At 41.7% G+C, this 18315-nt stretch carries 14 protein-coding genes and 1 tRNA gene; 12 read left to right on the top strand and 3 right to left on the bottom strand.

The annotated features are described in order from the left end of the window. Nucleotides 1-179: 179 nt before the first annotated feature. Both atpC and atpD read right to left on the bottom strand, forming a co-directional pair. Nucleotides 180-422: an ATP synthase F1 subunit epsilon gene (atpC, locus tag ACXZ1K_RS18390; protein WP_458971145.1), complete on the bottom strand. Its 243-nt coding sequence runs from the start codon at nucleotides 420-422 to the stop codon at nucleotides 180-182. A gap of 106 nt (nucleotides 423-528) precedes the next feature. Further along, nucleotides 529-2031, bottom strand: coding sequence for a F0F1 ATP synthase subunit beta (gene atpD / locus ACXZ1K_RS18385; protein ID WP_458971144.1), 1503 nt, complete (start codon nucleotides 2029-2031; stop codon nucleotides 529-531). Between the two features lie 183 nt (nucleotides 2032-2214). Here atpD and ACXZ1K_RS18380 point away from each other — a divergent pair, with 183 nt between their 5' ends. Further along, complete coding sequence (locus ACXZ1K_RS18380) at nucleotides 2215-3123, top strand: SDR family oxidoreductase (RefSeq protein WP_458971143.1); 909 nt, start codon at nucleotides 2215-2217, stop codon at nucleotides 3121-3123. Between the two features lie 26 nt (nucleotides 3124-3149). On the opposite strand, the gene ACXZ1K_RS18375 is transcribed toward ACXZ1K_RS18380, so the two are convergent. Beyond that, a complete protein-coding gene (locus tag ACXZ1K_RS18375) occupies nucleotides 3150-4001 on the bottom strand; it encodes a VOC family protein (RefSeq protein WP_458971142.1) in 852 nt (283 codons plus the stop codon). A gap of 123 nt (nucleotides 4002-4124) precedes the next feature. Between ACXZ1K_RS18375 and ACXZ1K_RS18370 the strand changes: the two genes are divergently transcribed. The 11 genes from ACXZ1K_RS18370 to ACXZ1K_RS18320 all read left to right on the top strand — a co-directional run bounded on the left by ACXZ1K_RS18370 (nucleotide 4125) and on the right by ACXZ1K_RS18320 (nucleotide 18284). Further along, a complete protein-coding gene (locus tag ACXZ1K_RS18370) occupies nucleotides 4125-4322 on the top strand; it encodes a hypothetical protein (protein WP_458971141.1) in 198 nt (65 codons plus the stop codon). 354 nt (nucleotides 4323-4676) lie between these two features. Further along, the gene (locus ACXZ1K_RS18365; RefSeq protein ID WP_458971140.1) at nucleotides 4677-5141 is read left to right on the top strand and encodes a redoxin domain-containing protein; all 465 of its coding nucleotides are present in this window, start codon (nucleotides 4677-4679) and stop codon (nucleotides 5139-5141) included. A gap of 100 nt (nucleotides 5142-5241) precedes the next feature. Beyond that, nucleotides 5242-5315, top strand: a tRNA-Arg gene (locus tag ACXZ1K_RS18360). A gap of 330 nt (nucleotides 5316-5645) precedes the next feature. Next, nucleotides 5646-6269, top strand: a complete 624-nt coding sequence (locus ACXZ1K_RS18355; protein ID WP_458971139.1) for an RNA polymerase sigma factor — start codon at nucleotides 5646-5648, stop codon at nucleotides 6267-6269. 238 nt (nucleotides 6270-6507) lie between these two features. Beyond that, nucleotides 6508-7482, top strand: coding sequence for a FecR family protein (locus ACXZ1K_RS18350; protein ID WP_458971138.1), 975 nt, complete (start codon nucleotides 6508-6510; stop codon nucleotides 7480-7482). 298 nt (nucleotides 7483-7780) lie between these two features. Beyond that, nucleotides 7781-11263 (top strand): SusC/RagA family TonB-linked outer membrane protein, encoded by a 3483-nt coding sequence (locus ACXZ1K_RS18345; protein WP_458971137.1) that lies wholly within the window; start codon nucleotides 7781-7783, stop codon nucleotides 11261-11263. Nucleotides 11264-11274: 11 nt separating this feature from the next. Further along, nucleotides 11275-12762, top strand: a complete 1488-nt coding sequence (locus ACXZ1K_RS18340) for a RagB/SusD family nutrient uptake outer membrane protein (protein ID WP_458971136.1) — start codon at nucleotides 11275-11277, stop codon at nucleotides 12760-12762. Nucleotides 12763-12772: 10 nt separating this feature from the next. Beyond that, nucleotides 12773-13867 (top strand): TlpA family protein disulfide reductase, encoded by a 1095-nt coding sequence (locus ACXZ1K_RS18335; RefSeq protein ID WP_458971135.1) that lies wholly within the window; start codon nucleotides 12773-12775, stop codon nucleotides 13865-13867. Nucleotides 13868-13873: 6 nt separating this feature from the next. Further along, on the top strand, nucleotides 13874-15292 hold the full coding sequence (locus ACXZ1K_RS18330) for a redoxin domain-containing protein (RefSeq protein ID WP_458971134.1): 1419 nt from the start codon (nucleotides 13874-13876) through the stop codon (nucleotides 15290-15292). 147 nt (nucleotides 15293-15439) lie between these two features. Further along, the gene (locus ACXZ1K_RS18325) at nucleotides 15440-16567 is read left to right on the top strand and encodes a redoxin domain-containing protein (protein ID WP_458971133.1); all 1128 of its coding nucleotides are present in this window, start codon (nucleotides 15440-15442) and stop codon (nucleotides 16565-16567) included. 40 nt (nucleotides 16568-16607) lie between these two features. Then, nucleotides 16608-18284, top strand: a complete 1677-nt coding sequence (locus tag ACXZ1K_RS18320; protein WP_458971132.1) for a S1 family peptidase — start codon at nucleotides 16608-16610, stop codon at nucleotides 18282-18284. The last annotated feature ends 31 nt before the right edge of the window (nucleotides 18285-18315 follow it).

Below are 18315 nucleotides of genomic sequence, written 5' to 3'. Positions count from 1 at the left end.
TGTAATTAACTGTGTTTTCTGCGTAAAATGACTAAAGTGTCTGTAAAAGTTGATTAAACTATGCTTTATAAATCAGATATCTTGTCGTCATTGCGAGGCACGAAGCCTGGGAATGCCAGCGTTCAAAAAAAAAGCCCTTTGAAATTTTCAAAGGGCTTTTAATATTGTGATTATAAATACTAAGCAACCCCTTCGGCCAGCACAATAATTTTATTTTTTAAAACTTCTACGACACCACCTTTAATAATAAAGGTATCCTCAGTAGCTTTAGTTTTAACAATTACCGGTCCGTCTTCCAAAGTCGAAATAATAGGAGCATGGTCTTTCAAAATCTGGAAAGATCCCATAGTACCAGGTACGGTAACCGAAGTTACTTCGCCTTCAAAAACTTTCTTATCTGGTGTTAATATTTCTAATGTCATTGTTGTAGTAATTAGTTGTTAGTATTTAGCAGTTAGACCGTCATTTTTTGACCGAGTACCTAGCCGATAGCGTGTAATCTAACTGCTAAGTACTGAATTCTAAATACTAATTTGCTTCAGCTAATAGTTTTTTACCTTTTTCAATAGCTTCTTCGATGCTTCCAACCAAGTTAAATGCAGCTTCAGGATATTCATCAACTTCACCATCCATGATCATATTAAATCCTTTGATGGTATCTTTAATGTCAACCAATACACCTTTCAAGCCGGTGAACTGCTCAGCTACGTGGAAAGGCTGAGATAAGAAACGCTGAACACGACGAGCGCGGGAAACGATTAGCTTATCTTCTTCAGATAACTCATCCATACCTAAGATGGCGATGATATCCTGCAATTCTTTATAACGTTGTAAAGTTTCTTTAACTCTTTGAGCTGTATTGTAGTGCTCATCACCTAAAACTGTTGGAGAAAGGATACGTGAAGTAGAATCCAATGGATCCACTGCAGGATAGATACCTAGCTCAGCAATTTTACGGGACAATACTGTAGTCGCATCCAAGTGGGCAAATGTAGTAGCCGGAGCAGGGTCAGTTAAATCATCCGCAGGAACGTAAACGGCCTGTACCGAAGTAATTGAACCACGTTTGGTTGAAGTAATACGCTCTTGCATCAAACCCATCTCAGTAGCTAATGTTGGTTGGTAACCTACTGCTGAAGGCATACGGCCTAATAGTGCAGATACCTCAGAACCAGCCTGGGTGAAACGGAAGATGTTATCAACGAAGAAAAGGATGTCTTTTCCAGCGCCTTCGCCATCACCATCACGGAAATATTCAGCAACTGTTAATCCTGATAATGCCACACGTGCACGTGCACCAGGAGGCTCGTTCATCTGACCGAATACCAATGTTGCTTTAGATTCTTTTAATTTTTCTACATCAACTGTCTTTAGATCCCAGCCGCCTTTTTCCATAGAGTGAAGAAATTCTTCACCGTAGTTAATAACGCCAGATTCGATAAATTCACGTAGTAAATCGTTACCCTCACGAGTACGCTCTCCAACACCAGCAAACACAGATAAACCTGCATAAGCTTTAGCGATGTTGTTTACCAATTCCATGATCAATACAGTTTTACCTACACCGGCTCCACCGAACAAACCGATTTTACCACCTTTTGCATAAGGTTCTAATAAATCGATTACTTTGATACCTGTAAAAAGCACTTCAGTTTCAGTAGATAGCTCATCAAATCTTGGAGGAGCATTATGAATTGGACGACCACCTGTTTTGTCAACAGTGTTAATACCATCGATAGCCTCACCAACAACATTGAAAAGACGACCTTTAATTTGGTCACCTATAGGCATTTGGATAGGAGCGCCAGTATCTACTGCTTGCATTCCGCGAACCAAACCATCAGTTGAGTCCATCGCAATTGCACGTACGCGGTCTTCACCAAGGTGTTGTTGAACTTCTAAAACGACTTTCTGTCCGTTTTCTTTTGTAATCTCTAATGCAGAGAAAATCTGAGGTAAATGAGCATCGTCAGCAAAACTCACGTCAACTACCGGTCCTATAATCTGCGCTATTTTTCCAATGTTAGGCATATATTGTTTTGGGTAAATTTATAAATATCAAATTGTTAAAGGCCGTTTTGTAAGCCCGCAATTCGGTTTGCAAAGTTAAAATTTTTAAACAAGAATTGCACATATAAATAAAAAGTTTTTCCACAGTCGGTTTAAACCAATTTATCCTATCTTAACACATCAAAAATAACTACGCTTTAAGTCATGAAAACCATCTTAGTAACAGGAAGTAACGGGCTACTTGGTCAGAAAATTACAGAGCAACTTCTTCAAACCAAACAGTTCGGATTAATTGCAACCTCCAAAGGAGCAAACCGCTACCCGGTTAAGGAAGGTTATACCTATGCCGAAATGGATATTTTAAATGCTGAACAGGTGCGTACAGTAATTGAACGTTTTAAACCAGATGCAATTATCCATACCGCGGCCATGACCAATGTGGATACCAGCGAGGCACAGCCTGAACTTGCGCGGAAACTTAATGTTGAAGCCGTAAAGACATTTGCCAGTATTGCTGAAGAACACAACATTCAATTGATACATTTATCCACAGATTTTATATTTGATGGGGCTGACGGGCCGTACGACGAACTAGCACCCGGGTGTCCTTTAAGCCATTATGGTAAAACCAAACTGGAAGGCGAGGAAGTGATTAAGAACACACCATGCAGGTGGGCCATCATCCGCACTATACTTGTTTATGGTATTGTGAGCGACATGAGTAGGAGCAATATTGTACTTTGGGCAAAAGGTGCCTTAGAGAAAGGAGAACCCATTAAGGTGGTGAACGATCAATGGCGCATGCCCACCCTGGCAGAAGACCTGGCTACTGGTTGTCTGCTTGCCGTAGAAAAAAACGCTTACGGTGTATTTAACATCTCTGGTAAGGACATGATGACGGTATCTGAATTGGTTGGCCATGTGGCTGATTATTGGAAACTGGATAAAAGCATCATTACAGAGGTAAGCTCTGAGAGTTTAAATCAAACCGCAAAAAGACCAGTTAAAACAGGCTTTATTTTAGATAAAGCGATCAATGAGCTTGGCTACCAGCCCCGTTCCTTCAAAGAGGGTCTGAAACTGGTAGATCAGCAGTTAAACGAGCAGAAATAGGGAGGCTACTCCAGGAAAACAGGGAGCTATGCCTGTTCAAGATCCGCAATAATCAATTTCTTCATTTTCATCAATGCTTGCATAGCACGTGGCCCTTTTTCAGGATTGCTCATTAAAGTCCCCAGATTTTTAGGAATAATTTGCCAGCTAACGCCGTATTTGTCCACAAGCCAGCCGCATTGAATCTCTTTGCCGCCGTTTGTTGATAGTGTATCCCAGTATTTATCAATTTCTGCCTGATCCTCACATTCAACAACGAGGGATAACGCATCTACAAACTGAAACCCATGATCGGCCGAACTGTCCATCGCCATTGCGATAAAATTCTTGATCTTAAATTGTCCGTGTTTTACCAACCCTGGCAGATCAGCATCTCCTTCTGCGTACTCCATAATGCCCTGGATGTTTGAATCAGAAAACAGCCCTGTGTAAAAATGTACGGCTTCTTTAGCTTTACCTGCATTTAAGCCAGTAAACATTAGTGTAGGACTAAATTTTTGAGGAGTATCAGCCTTGCTGCCGGTATACAATTGCCAGTTGATCCCAAATTTATCTTGCACCCATGCATATTTCGGACTCCAGTCGTAGCTTCCTAAAGGCATTAGCACTTTACCTTCGGCAACCAGTTTGGCATAATAACCTTCGGTTTCGGCTGCTGTTTCTCCAATTACCATAAAGGAGATAGAAGGATTAGGTACTGTAGAAGGACCATCATTAAGGAGCATAAATTTTTGTCCGCTTAGCTGGATTTGTATCACATAAGGTGAGGTTTGAACGATGCTGCCATCTCCAAATGTGTCTATGTAAAAATCTGCAGCTTCGGCAACTTTGCCTTTAAGAGTAAAGCAAGGATAGATTTGATTCGTTATTGTTCCCATTTTAATAATATTGAGTTTAAAGATTGGTTAACTAAAGTTAGAAGCTTTATTGAGTTAATTATAACAAAGTTACGTTCAGGTTTTGAAATATTGGAGGTTGAGCGCGACAATAAAAAGGGTGATATGCGACAATCAAGAACTAAAATAGTTAACCTGATTGATGATGGTCAAATTGAAAAATGGGAAAAATTGGGTTTTGTTGTAGACGGTTTCGATACTGAGAACACTGTTTTTGGACTAAAATCGGTCTTTAAGGGCTATGTTCTGGGTGAATACACCGAGCCGACACCGACCAAAGAGCCAGCAAACAGCCAGAAATGACAGGCTTTTCTTAAAGCCATCTGCAAGCACTCTGCTTGAGCTGTGCAGTATTTAAAAACTAAACTAACTGTTATTAAAAATGGATTTTCAATGGCTTTTGTACGGGTTTAGCCGTACCAAACCCGTACAAAAGCCGTATATGTTCCGTATTAATGTCGTTTCTAACTACTGTACATCACGAACAATGCTCCAGTACGCTATGAGTAAATATTGAATAGCTAGAAATTTATAAGAGGTGCATTTGAGCTTTTTCCTAATAGCACAAGGAAACAAATTGCAAAGTCAGCGTCAATATTTATGCAAGGTATTACCAGCATACTATTTAAAAGATATATTTGGGCAAAAATTACAATTATGGCTTTACAGGTAGGAGATCAAGCTCCAGATTTTAAATTATTCAGTTCAGAACTTAAGGAAGTTTCACTAGGAGATTACAGAGGTAAAAAATTGGTGGTACAGTTTTTCCCTATGGCATTTACAGGAATTTGTACTGCACAACTTTGCACAATGAGAGATAGCTTTGGTTACTACACTGGAATGAATGCAGAAGTTGTTGGTATTTCTGTTGATTCGCCATTTACATTGGCAAAGTTTAAGGAAGAGCAATCATATCAATTTCCATTGCTTTCAGATTTTAATAAGGAAATCTCTAAGGCTTATGGCGCTTTTTACGAAGATTTCGTGTTCAATTTAAAAGGTGTTTCTAAACGTGCTGCCTTCGTAATTGATGAGCAGGGTACGATTATTCATGCAGAGGTATTGGAAGATGCAGGTAATATGCCTGATTTCGCTGCTATAAAAACTGCAATAGAGGGTTAGTTTTCAAGTAGTTATTCTTTGTGCTGGAGTAATTTGCTAAAAAAATTGTTAAATTGATTTTCAAGCATTACTTTTGCAGTCCGTTAACGAAACGGAAAAGGCATTTGTAGCTCAATTGGATAGAGCATCTCACTACGGATGAGAAGGTTTGGGGTTCGAATCCCTACAAGTGCACAAACAAAGTTTCCCACATGGGAAAGATTCTTTAAAAACGTCGTAGGGCCATTAGAGATAACCTAGAGGCTATTTTTGTTTATACATGTGGCTCATCTTTGCTTTGTTGCCGTTTTTGAATGACAAGCCTATAATAGTACAAGACAGTCGCGTTAGGGTGAAAAAAATGTATTATTCAAGGAGGAATTAAAAGTCTTTTGTTATTCAAATCCTTTTATTTTATTCTACCATCAAAAGTGGGGAAGAGGCAATTTTCCGGAAATATACAGCATAATGCTTAAAATGCAATCTAGAGCTTGACCACAATTGTTCAATAACCAAGTTGAATTATTGAATTACCGTGTCGATCTCGTAACTTTACAATATGGGGGGTACATCATGAGTGGGTTGTCTTCGAGAAGTGACGATGAATTGCTGAGCGCTTTTGTCTCGGGCGACCTGCGCGCTTATGAGAATATTTACGATCGTTACTGGCCGCTTCTCTTCCGGCACGCTCGAAAAATGCTCCAAGATAATTCTTTGGCGAAAGATGTCGTGCAGGAAGTTTTCACCACCCTTTGGCAAAAGAGGGCAGAACAGGTGATACGGTCACCACTTGCAGCATACCTATACAGCGCCACCAGAAACAAGGTGCTCGATTTGGTAAAGCATTCAAAGGTAGAGGAAAAATATCTTCATTCACTTAAACAGGTTATGGACTCGGGCATTGTTCCCCCGGACCAATTGTACATAGAACGAGAACTATATGAACAGATTGAAACTGAAATATTGAATCTCCCACCAAAAATGAGAGAAATATTTCTATTGAGCCGCAAGGATCACAAAAGTCATAAAGAAATAGCTGACCAATTGGGAATATCAGACAAAACCGTTAAAAAGCAGGTCAGCAATTCTTTGCGGATTCTTAAAGGAAAGTTGGGAGACTCATTGAGAGTGTTTTTAATTTTATTTTAAAATCATCTACTACCTACATACCCACTTTGTCGTTATACCTTTGAAATCACGATTATTGGGATAAATGAAATCAAACCACCACACTCAACAGGAACTTATCGATAAGTATCTGCATGGCAATTGCACTTCCGAAGAACGATTGTTAGTCGAAAATTGGTATAACCAAGAGTCTAATCGTGCGACAGACGAGCTTTCAGAACCGGACTATGATCAGTTACGTTCCGAAATCTGGAATAGTTTGGATATCGAAAGCCAAGATTTCACTCCCGTAGGTAAAAAGGTTAGCCTATGGCCAAAAGTTGCGGCAGTAGCGGCTATCGCCGTGGCCGTATTTGGCGCTGGTCTGTATTTCCAGAAGACAAATAAAGTTCCGGGAAAAGATATCGTGGCAAAGGTAAATGACTTAGCGCCAGGAAAACAGGGTGCAACGCTGACACTTTCTAACGGGACAAAGATTAAACTTACTAATTCTCTAAACGGACAAATCGCTTCGGAGGCAGGCGTTACTGTTACCAAATCCAACGGAGGCGAATTGATATACGAAGTGCACGACCAGGGGAAGGTCAACACATTCAATACGTTGTCAACTGCTAAAGGGGAAACGTATCAGGTGAGGCTGTCTGACGGCACTATGGTCTGGCTCAACGCCGCATCAAGTTTGACATACGCTTCAAACCTTTCTAAAAATGGGAAAAGAGCGGTCATGTTGCGGGGAGAAGGATATTTTGAGGTTGCGAAGGACAAAGAGCATCCTTTCGTTGTAACTAGTAACGGTCAGCAAATCACCGTTCTCGGAACTCACTTCAATGTGAATGCATATGATAATGAACCCTATACTAAGAGCACACTTCTCGAAGGAAGTGTAACGGTTGCCGCCTTGGGCTTCGGGGATAACGAAACAATCACGCTGACTCCCGGCCATCAAGCGGTGCTGGATAATCACCGCCTTACCGTTAAAAAAGTAGAAGCTACGGATGCAATAGATTGGAAAAACGGAGAGTTTGTCTTCGATAACGAACCCTTAGAAAGCATTCTCAAAAAAATTGCAAGATGGTATGACGTCGACATTGTATTTCAAGGCAAAAATTCTCAATTGGCCTTTTGGGGCAGTATCTCGCGTTATAAGTCCATAAAGGAGGTCATGGACAAGCTCGAGTTAACAGGCGACGTCCATTTTACACTAGAAGGCAGGCGAGTTATCGTCAGCCAATAAACAGAACCATAGAACACCAACGAGCATAAATTAAATTGTACAAACCTAAACCAACAAGCTATGCCAAGAATTCTACGTGAGTAACCCATCAAACACCGGGGGCTCTTTACAAACAAAAACCGGACAGTGCTACCAACACCATCCGGCAAAGTCTGAGTCAACCGTTCCCATATGGGATAAAACAATGTAACGAACCGTTTTATATCAACTCAAACCACTCAAAAGTATGAAATATAATTATGCTTTTAACTACGCGGCCCGTACGTCAGTGCTCCGGCTGCGACAAACTTTATTAGTGATGAAAATTACGACACTAATACTCCTAACAACATTGCTTCAAGTAAGCGCCGCAAGTATTGCGCAAAAGGTGACTCTTTCAAAAAAGAACGTGCCCCTAACAGAAGTATTCAAAGAAATTAAGAAACAGACTGGGTTTACAGTGCTTATCAGTTCAAAAGCATTAAACAAATCTAAGGCAGTGAGTATCGACCTTAAGGATGTGCAACTTGACTATGCGCTCGCACAGGTATTGAAAGGACAGAACCTTAATTTTGTTATCAAAGACAAGGCCGTGGTAATTAAAGAAAACCTCCTTCAGGCCACGACCTTTCCAATTGCTTCATTCACGGATATATTAGGCGTTGTGCTTGATGAAAAAGGAAACCCTCTGCCAGGCGCATCCGTGAAAGTAAAAGGCACAAACAGTAGCGTAACCACGAATGAAAACGGTCAGTTTCGATTAACAGGGGTCAATGTCGGAGACATCCTTTTGATATCGTATGTGGGGTACGGCAATAGAGAGTCAGTCGTAAGTCAGTCTAACAACGTAGTTGTTAGGCTTGAACTTGCCGAGGCGGAACTAGACGGGGTGACAGTAGTCAGCACGGGATACCAGAACTTACCTAAAGAACGCGCAACGGGTTCATTCAAGACAATTAGCAAAGAGCAGTTGGACAAGCCTGCAACAACACTAGCGCAGCGACTTGTAGGTACAACAGCAGGCATGGCATCAATTGTGGATGCTGACGGAAACACTACGTTTCGCGTTAGGGGCCTTACGAGCTTAAGCGCCAATGCTAACCCGCTAATTGTAGTTGATGGATTTCCAATTCAGGGTAATTTTGACAACATCAACCCAAACAATATCGAGAGCGTGACCATTTTGAAGGATGCCGCAGCGGCATCAATTTGGGGAGCAAGATCGGCCAACGGGGTAATTGTTATCACAACGAAATCAGGAAAAGGTGGCGTACCATTCGCTGCAGATGTGACAGCCTTTACACGTGTTGGAAATATGATGGATATCGATTATGCCAGGCCACTGGCAAGTTCATCAGAAACTGTGGATTATGAAGTATATGCTTTCGGAAAATGGGCACCATCGAGCGTTAATGGAGGTGCACTAACGGAAGTAACTAGAGGAACATGGTCTCAGGCAATGGCGCTGATGAATGAACAAAAGCTGGGTAGAATTACAGCAGCCCAGAGAGATGCAGCATTAGAGCGTTTGCGGGGACTTGACAACCGCGACCAAATAAGAGACCTGATACTGGCAAATCCGATCAGTAATCAGGTAAACGTAAACATGAGTGGTTCAACAAAAAGGATGAACAATGCAGCTTCGATTCTTTACGAAGCCAACCAATCGGACTTTCAGGGTAATGATAACAAACGCTCATTAATCAATTACAAGTCCGATGCTAAGGTGCTGAACTGGCTTGATTTTGACATGGCGCTTATGCTGCAATATCAAAAATCAAATCGTAATGGATTTAGTTTGGGTGATATACAAGGTTGGTCACCATATGACATGATTTTAAATGATGATGGGTCACAAACTCATTTGCCATTTGGTTATTACATGCCGACAGTTGATCTTTTAATACCAACTGATAAATTTCCATATGATTTTTACTACAACCCAGTGCGCGAGAGAAATGCAAGGGACTTTACCACTGAAAACATTAATGCCAGGATTCAGGGCGGCCTTACAGTTAAGCCTTTCAAGGGATTATCTATTTCAAGTCGAATCCAGTATGAGAATTTCAACACATTTAATCGTGATCTGAGCGCTGAAGATGCGTTTACAGTAAGGAGTTCGATTAATAACTCACTTACATGGAATAGGCTTGCTACAGGAGCTGTTACATTAAATCTACCCAAAGGAGCTCAATTAAACCAGAGTAGAACTAAAATGCGAGGGTACACTTGGAGAAATCAGATAAACTTTAACCGAGATATAGCTCAGGATCACTCCATTAATTTTATTGCGGGTGCTGAAATAAGAAGCTCAGTAACTGAAGGGTTCACTAATCCAACAGCATACGGATATAATGATGAGACCCTTGCAACTACGCAATTTCCGAATGGCCCAGGTGGATCAGGAACCAGGGCAATTACTAATTGGCTGGGTAATAACGTTACTTTTCCCTATACTAATTCGTTCAGTTATTTCACTGACCGTTATTTTTCGTCTTTTGCTAACTTAGGATACACGTTTAAAAATAAATACACTATCTCGGGTAGTTTTAGAACCGATGCCTCAAACCTTATTGCTGAAGATCCAGCCTATCGTTATTCGCCATTTTGGTCTGTTGGCGGTTCTTGGCAAGCGTCAAGGGAATCGTTTCTCCAGGATGTTAGTTGGCTAGATAAATTAACAACTAGAGTTACGTATGGTTACAACGGAAACGAAGACCGATCTACATCACCACTACCATTGATTAGCCTTTCAGCGAATCCTAACGGTAATACAGGTACAACCACAGCTACGATTTCAAGCTATGGCAATCCGGGTCTACGGTGGGAAAAAACGGGAACTATAAACCTAGGAATTGACTTTTCAATATTTAAAGGAAAATTGTACGGAACAATAGAGGGCTATAATAAAAAAGGTAAAGACCTTCTCGCCAATATTGCCATTCCAGTTGTCAACGGTACAACAACCCAAAAGCTCAATAACGTAAAAATGTATAATAGGGGAATCGAATTAGAACTGGGTTCCAACATGAAAATAAATGATTTTATTGCATGGAGAGGTAATGTAAACTTCGCTTATAACGAGAATCAAATCACAAAACTTTTCATGACCCAATATACAGCAAGTAATCTTACCGAAAGCGGTGTAAGTGCTGCTTATTTACAGGGTCAAAATGCCAACACTGTTTGGAGTTATGACTATCTAGGTTTCATTAATGGACGTCCAATGTATTCTGGTCCAGGGGGGGCGCAGATTGATCTTTCAGTGACTAGTCCAAGTAACGATGCAAACCTGTGGCTTCGTAATAGCGGTGTAACTGTTGCCCCATATACATTAGGCCTAGTAAATGCATTTGACGTTAAAGACTTCACGCTGTCATTCATTATGACTGGTAAATTTGGTCACGTATTTCGCAGGTCTAGTTTCAACTACCCATACCAAAATGGTTTTAAAACATTACCGAATGCGAGGCTAAGTGAAGTATTAAACGGAGATCCAGCACAGATACTTACGTTGCCTACTGATCCGAATGACGCTTCATACAAAACATGGTCGCGCTATAGGTTTTTGGACTATTTGGTTACTAATGCCAACCATATACGTTTTCAGGAAATTAGTTTGAGCTATAACGTAAATCCTGCATTCATGAGAAAGCTTAAACTTTCGGGACTACGACTTTACGCACAAGGCAACGACTTACTGACTATTACTAACAATCACTATGATGAGGATCCTGAATATCTCTTGGGGTCCATAAACCCGACTCCTCGTTACACTTTTGGTCTTAGACTTCAACTTTAATTATCAAACAGATGAAAACAAAATATATGAAGATGATTTGTTGCGTTGGCCTATTGGCATGCGCAGGTTTCATTAGCTCGTGCAAAAAATATTTGGACGAACCGCCTTCGAAAAGTAGTGCGATTGAGGTTACTAGCACCCAGAACCTCGACGCGCTACTGGAAAATTACACAGTTATGAATAACGAGAACCAAGCATGGTGGCGGCTATTCGGAACGGACGATACGCGAATAGACCCTGAATATATGACTACTGCCTCATTCCTATACGGATTAAACACTTCGTATGCATTTACTTGGGACAGGACGTTCCAGGAAACTGTGGAAAATCGAGATTGGACGTTCAATTGGGGAAGGGTGTTCACTGCAAATTTAGTTCTCAGTGCGCTCTCCAAAGTGAAGGGCACCGAAGAGGACAAGGCTCGGCTAAAAGCTGAGGCACATTTTGTGAGAGCTGTTAATTACTGGATCCTGGCAAATACATATTGCCTACCGTTTACCGATGCAAACAAAAATGAACCTGGCCTGCCTTTAAAATTGAGCAGTAGTTTTGAAGAAGATCTGACGAGAGTTCCACTTTTTAAAATTTACGAACAGATTGAGTCGGATTTACAGGAAGCACTGAAAATAACCACGCCACTGGTGATCGGTACGACTCCAAGAAGTTGGAGGGCCAACACTGCCGGGGTCAATGCCTTCGCGGCGAGATATTACCTGCATCGCAACAATTATCAGGAGGCAGAGAAATACGCTACGATTTCCCTCAACCTATATAGTGCTTTGGTAGATTACAACACTGAGATGGGTTTTTCTACCTCTCAAACGAATTTCCCGGTGACATACGGAACGGTAGAAATAGCCTGGAAAGAAACCACTTGGCACAGACAAGCGACACACAATGGGATGATAACACCATCAACCGATCTACTGGATCTGTTCGACAAGTCTAATGACTGGAGATATATCTATCATGTAGTTGAAAACGGGGGAGCACTGTATGGAATTACCAATCCAAACCTAAGCTATAACCAATTTGGGCTATCAAACTTAACGAGCGGAACGACTGTCGCGGAAACGATTTTGACTAAAGCAGAAGCGTTGGCAAGGCTTGATCGTGTGACTGAGGCGATGACGACAGTCAATCTTTTGAGAGTCAAAAGGCTGAAGCCTCAAAACGCAAGCGTCACCCCGGCAATTCCTTCGCCATTGTTAACGGCCTCGACTAAGCCTGAAGCTATCACTAAGATCCTTCAAGAGCGTAGACGAGAACTTCCCTTTAGTATGCGTTGGTTTGACTTAAGAAGACTGAACCATAATGAAGATCCAACTGACAACAAAACTATCACCAGACAGTTCTACCAACTTAATGGTGTGTCGGTGCAGCAGACCTTGCCGTTAGTTACCTACACACTGACACCGGGTTCGCGAAAATATGCCTTGATGATTCCAAGAACAGAAATTATCGCAAGTGGAAATAAATTGGTACAAAACACTTATTAAAATAGAAGTCATGAACAGAATTTTAACAATAGTATTTCTTATTGCGATGGGGATGACAGCCGTCGCTCAGACACCAGTTAAATTGAAAATGGGTGATATTGCCCCCAAGCTGTCGTATGCAAAATGGATAAAGGGAGAACCGATTACCAAATATAAAGATGGACACCTATATATCTTTGAATTTTGGGCGACTTGGTGCGGCCCTTGTATCGCTGCGATGCCTCACCTATCAGAACTATCTGAAAAATACAAGGGCAAGGCTACGTTCGTCGGGGTAAATGTGTGGGAAAAGGTTGGTGCCAAACCCTATGAAACCAGCTTGCCCAACGTGATGCGGTTTGTTGCAAGTAGTGAGAATAGGATGAAGTATGACATCATCGCGGATAACAATGCGATGGATATGGTAAATACATGGCTTAGGCCAGCAGGAATCATTGGAATCCCCACTACCTTTGTCGTTCAGAATGGAAAGATCATATGGATCGGACATCCGGTAAAGCTTGATAAACACATCGATCCGATGCTCAACGGGACATACGATCCAATTGCATATCAAAAGGATTTAGACGCGGAAAACAAGATTCTTGACGACCAAACTAAGGCAATGAATACCGCAAATAATGAAGTGCAGGCTGCCATCAATGCCCAGGATTATGTCAAAGCATTTGAACTTATTGAATCCCACATAAAAAAAACACCGTGGCTTGCGACAATGCTTCGAACAAAAAGGTTTAATGTTATGCTGAATAAATTTCCTGAAGCCGAAGCATTAGCGTATGCCGAAGAGATCGGAAAATTGAATCCCAACCTTGCGATCATGGCGGCTACCACGATCATGGAGCGAGAGGGAATGTCTCCTACGGCTTACCAGTTTGCTGTTGACCACATCCAGGGGCTAAAGTCACCTACCTCAGACTTGCTGACAAAACTTGCTACTGCGCAAGTAAAAGTGGGAAAAGTCCCTGACGCTATCGCAACGCAAGAAAAAGCTGTAGAGCTAGCAAAGGTCGAAGCAAAGGATCCGAAATTTGCCGGACGTGTTTTCGACTATACCGTAACTGATTATCAAAAGAAACTGGAAGCATACAAAGCGTTGCTAAAATAGGTGATAATGAAAAGAATGTTAATAATTCCATTGGTACTCGCAGTTGCGAGTACCTTTGCACAGCAGCAAAGAGATCCGGCTTTGACAGCATTGATGAATGAAAAAGATGCTTCAGCGCTAAGCCAACAACTCGCTGTTCTTGGAAGCGGAACTGAAAAGGACCTATCGCTGGTAATTGAATATTACCGGGCAATCCGGCAGGTAGAAAAATTAGATAGCGCGCAAAACGTTGCCCTAAAAAGGTATCCAAAAGGACGTGTGGCGGAAGATAAACTTATAAATGATCTCTATAAGGAAAAGGATCTCGCAAAGAAAGAAACCATGCTCGCGACTTACAAGAAGGATTTCCCCTTGGGAAATATCGACCGTGTCTACAACGGCATATTGTATACCCTTGCAAAGGAAAAAGAACACGTACCCACAGCGATAAAATACATGCGGCTCATACAAGATCCTAATCAGAGATTAACAGCGGCGTATCATGTTGGCGTCAATGTCGCTGGAAGATCGCCAGAACTGGGCGGTGGGTTTTTGAAAGAAGAATTAGAACGCTTCAAGGCTATCGAAACTACTCCAGCTGACGGAAGTGCAAAGGCATCCCAAGATAAACTGTTATACAGCGAGATGAAGGACGCGTACGGTACGATACTGATATATGAAAAAAACGATCAACTTGCGCTCCCGTATATCAAAAGTGCTTACGAATTCAGTGGAGGAAAAAATACAGACAAAGCAAAGGTGTACGCATTGCTTTTGTATAGGTTGCGAAATTATCAGGAAGCGTTTCCGATCCTAGACAAGCTTGTGAAAGCAGGGCAAGGGAATGCTGAGCTGAAGAAGACGTTGGCAGATACGTATGCGAAGCTCAATCCTGGAAAAGATGGAGCGGCATACGTGGCGCAAGTCGAAATAGGTATTAGCGAAAAAATTGCGAGCGATTACCTTAAAAAGGTGATGAACAAACCCTCTCCGGCATTTACGGTCAAAGATGTCAAAGGCAAGAACGTTTCCCTGGCAGATTTCAAGGGCAAGACGATTGTGATTGATTTTTGGGCAACCTGGTGCGGGCCCTGTAAGAAATCATTTCCTGCGATGCAACTTGCTGTTAATAAATACAAGAACGATCCAAACGTAAAGTTTCTGTTTATTCACACATGGGAAGAAACAAATACGCCTCTTGAGGACGCGAAATCATATTTGGCGGCTAATCATTATTCGTTCGACTTATACATCGATCCAAAGGACACGACAAAAAAGACAACTAGCAACATTGCCGTTGATGCGTTTGGGGTGAAGGGGATACCCCAGAAGTTCATTATCGATGCAAAAGGAAATATTCGCTTTAACGTGACTGGATTCCATGGCGGAGACGATGCCGCAGTCGTCGAACTTTCAAACATGATCGAGTACGCAAAAAACAATTAGCAAGACATATTACGCCCACTGGGTGCGCTTATCGAGGCGCCAGTAAACTCCAAAATATGTGGTAAAAGGCCATAGATTTTTTGCGAGACGGCCATTCTCGTGAAAATTATTTACTAATCAAACCTGAACACTTTTAGTCAACATAAAATGAAAAGAATTATATTCGTCCTTGTGGCGTTATTACCCCTAATTACTTTTGCTCAAAAGCAATTCACAATACAAGGTTCCGTCAAAAATCTAAAAAAGGGAGACAAAATCTTCCTTTCATATCGTCTACAAGGCGAGGCCATTGTCGACTCGGCCAACGTCGCTGAGGGATCATTCAAATTTGTCGGGACGCTTGTCTCACCAGTGAAAGCTGACCTTTCACTTAATGGTCAACCTGCGGCAGGCACGAGAACCAGAGGCGCAAAACTGGACCGCTTGAGCTTTTACCTAGAGCCATCAACTATACAAATAATTGGTAACGATTCTCTAAAAACCTCGACGGTCGTCGGCTCCATCACAAATACTGAAGATATTAAATTGCAGGCTTCTAGTAAGGCATTATTAGATGAGATGACAGTTATCCGGACGCAGTTTGCCAAGCTTACAGCAGAGGAAAAAAAGGGACAAGAAAAAGCTATCTCGGAACAATACAGTGGCGTTTTGGGCAAATGGAAGGCTGTGCAGTTGAATTTTGCCAAAAGCAATCCACGATCATTTATAACAATTGGCGTATTAAAACAGCTTGTTTCAGATGACAAATATATTCTTGAATCTGAAAAGGTATTTAAATCTATGCCAGCACAGCTGACGGGATTGCCTGAGGGTGTAGATCTTGCTCGGGTTATTGCATCGGCAAAAGCCACCGCTATCGGTGCTTATGCGCTAGATTTCACCCAAAATGACGTAAATGACAAGCCAGTTAAGCTGTCGGACTTTAAGGGGAAATACGTGCTACTTGATTTCTGGGCATCATGGTGCGGCCCGTGTCGTGCCGAAAATCCTAACGTAGTGAAGGCCTACAACACGTTCAAGGATAAAAACTTTACAGTACTTGGCGTATCGCTGGATCAGCCTGGAAAAAAAGACCTATGGCTGGCAGCGATTGAAAAAGATGGACTAACCTGGACACACGTATCGGATCTTAAATACTGGGCAAATGAAATTGCAAAAAAGTACGGAATCAACGCCATTCCGGCCAACTTCCTTATAGATCCTACAGGTAAAATTGTAGCAAAGAACATTCGTGGAGAAGAATTACAGAGGCAATTAGCGGAGCGTATCAAATAGATAAGGGTGCTCCCAGTACACATTCTCACATAAATTTAATATGAAAAAAATACATACCGCCATCGCGATACTCTTTTTATTGATCGCGAGTTTTGAATCATTCGGGCAGGGAAAAAAAGAGCTTTTGAGATTAGAATCTTACATGCATGCATCTGTATCAAAAGGTCATCCAGCAACGGTGCTTATCAATGGTTACGATATCAAGACAAAGACCAAAACAGGAAGTCGCTTCAGCGGAGTCGTAATTGATAAAGAAGGTAGAATACTGACTGCAGCGCATGCTTGTACACCAAACCAAACTTATCTGGTCACTTTTCAAAATGGCAAAGAATTTACTGCTACCGGACTTGGTGGTATACGGAGGATTGATGTTGCCATCATGAAAATTAATGAACTAGGAACCTGGGCATATGCGGAAATGGGCTGGTCATCGTCACTCGCGGTTAACGAACCTGTTATAAGTATTGCTTATCCAGGAAGCTTCATGGATCCTTATGAAGTCATTAGAGCAGGATACGTAGCAGAGCTGAACGCACAACGCGGTCGTAGGTTTAGAAGTACCTGTTTGATGGAACCGGGAGATTCCGGAGGACCAGTATTCGATTTGTTTGGGAGGGTTGTTGGGATTCACAGTAGTATTGATCTTGCCCTTGAAAACAATTACGAAGTACCTGTAGACTTATTTAGAAAATACTGGTCTGCATTACAAAAACCCGAAGCATACGTCGAATTGCCTTCAGCAGATTCAGTTACAATAGACCCCATGCTTGCCAGAAAGCCAATATTTTCTGAAAAAGGCATTTCTGGCTTTGCATTCCCTGACTTGGAATCAAAATTTGAAAAGCTAGCTTTAAAAGTAAGTAGCCAGGTTGACGATTCAGTACGGACAATACTTGGTACGGTGATATCGGCTGGAAACATTAATGTTTCAGTCGCGAAAAAGGGTAAGGGATATTTGGTGAGCAAGAGCTCGATGGTGGGGAGCAATCCTTTGATAGAATTGGCAAGTGGCAAGACGCATCCTGCAAAAGTCATTAAGAGAAGTATGCGCAAGGATTTAGTGCTTTTGGAAGTCGACCTGGATCTGGGCAAAGGCATCAGTTTTGGAACAACCGCTGATTCAATCTCTTTTAATGACCTGGGAAGCTTGATTGTTTCTCCTCAACCCGGAAAGCAAGATGTCTGGAGTGTGATCGGAACTACTAGAATTAACCTGCGCGGCGTTAATAACGCCGGATATCTTGGAGCTGTTGTGGAACGCCAAAATGACAAGTTGGTTTTGGTAACTATTCAACCAAACAGTCCTGCGCAAAGAGCTAACCTTACTGTTGGACAGGAAATAGTTAGCCTAAATGGAATGCCATTTTTGGAGCCCCAGTTGTTCGTCAAAGAAGTGCAGAGCAACTTCCCTAATGATACACTTAATCTTGTTACAAATGTTGGCAATGGGATCAACAGGCTGAAGATTCCTTTGGCCAAGCGACCAGCAATCATGGGAACCCACATAGCAGAAAAGTTCCTAGACGGGAAAAGCGAGCGAAGAGACGGGTTTCTAAATGCATTTGTTCACGACGGCAAATTGAAGCCGTCGGAATGCGGTGGACCCATATTTGATTTGGAAGGAAAATTCCTAGGAATTAATATGGCCCGCTTCAGCAGGACAAGTTCTATAGCTGTAAATGAAACTGAGATTATTAGTTTCCTGAAAGATTTATAATACTAGTTATCTAAGGCTAATCTATAAACAA

It is taken from the genome of Pedobacter jaeyakensis (assembly GCF_054461315.1).
The sequence above is the reverse complement of the archived record's forward strand: the minus strand, read 5'-3'. Positions and strand labels throughout refer to the sequence as shown.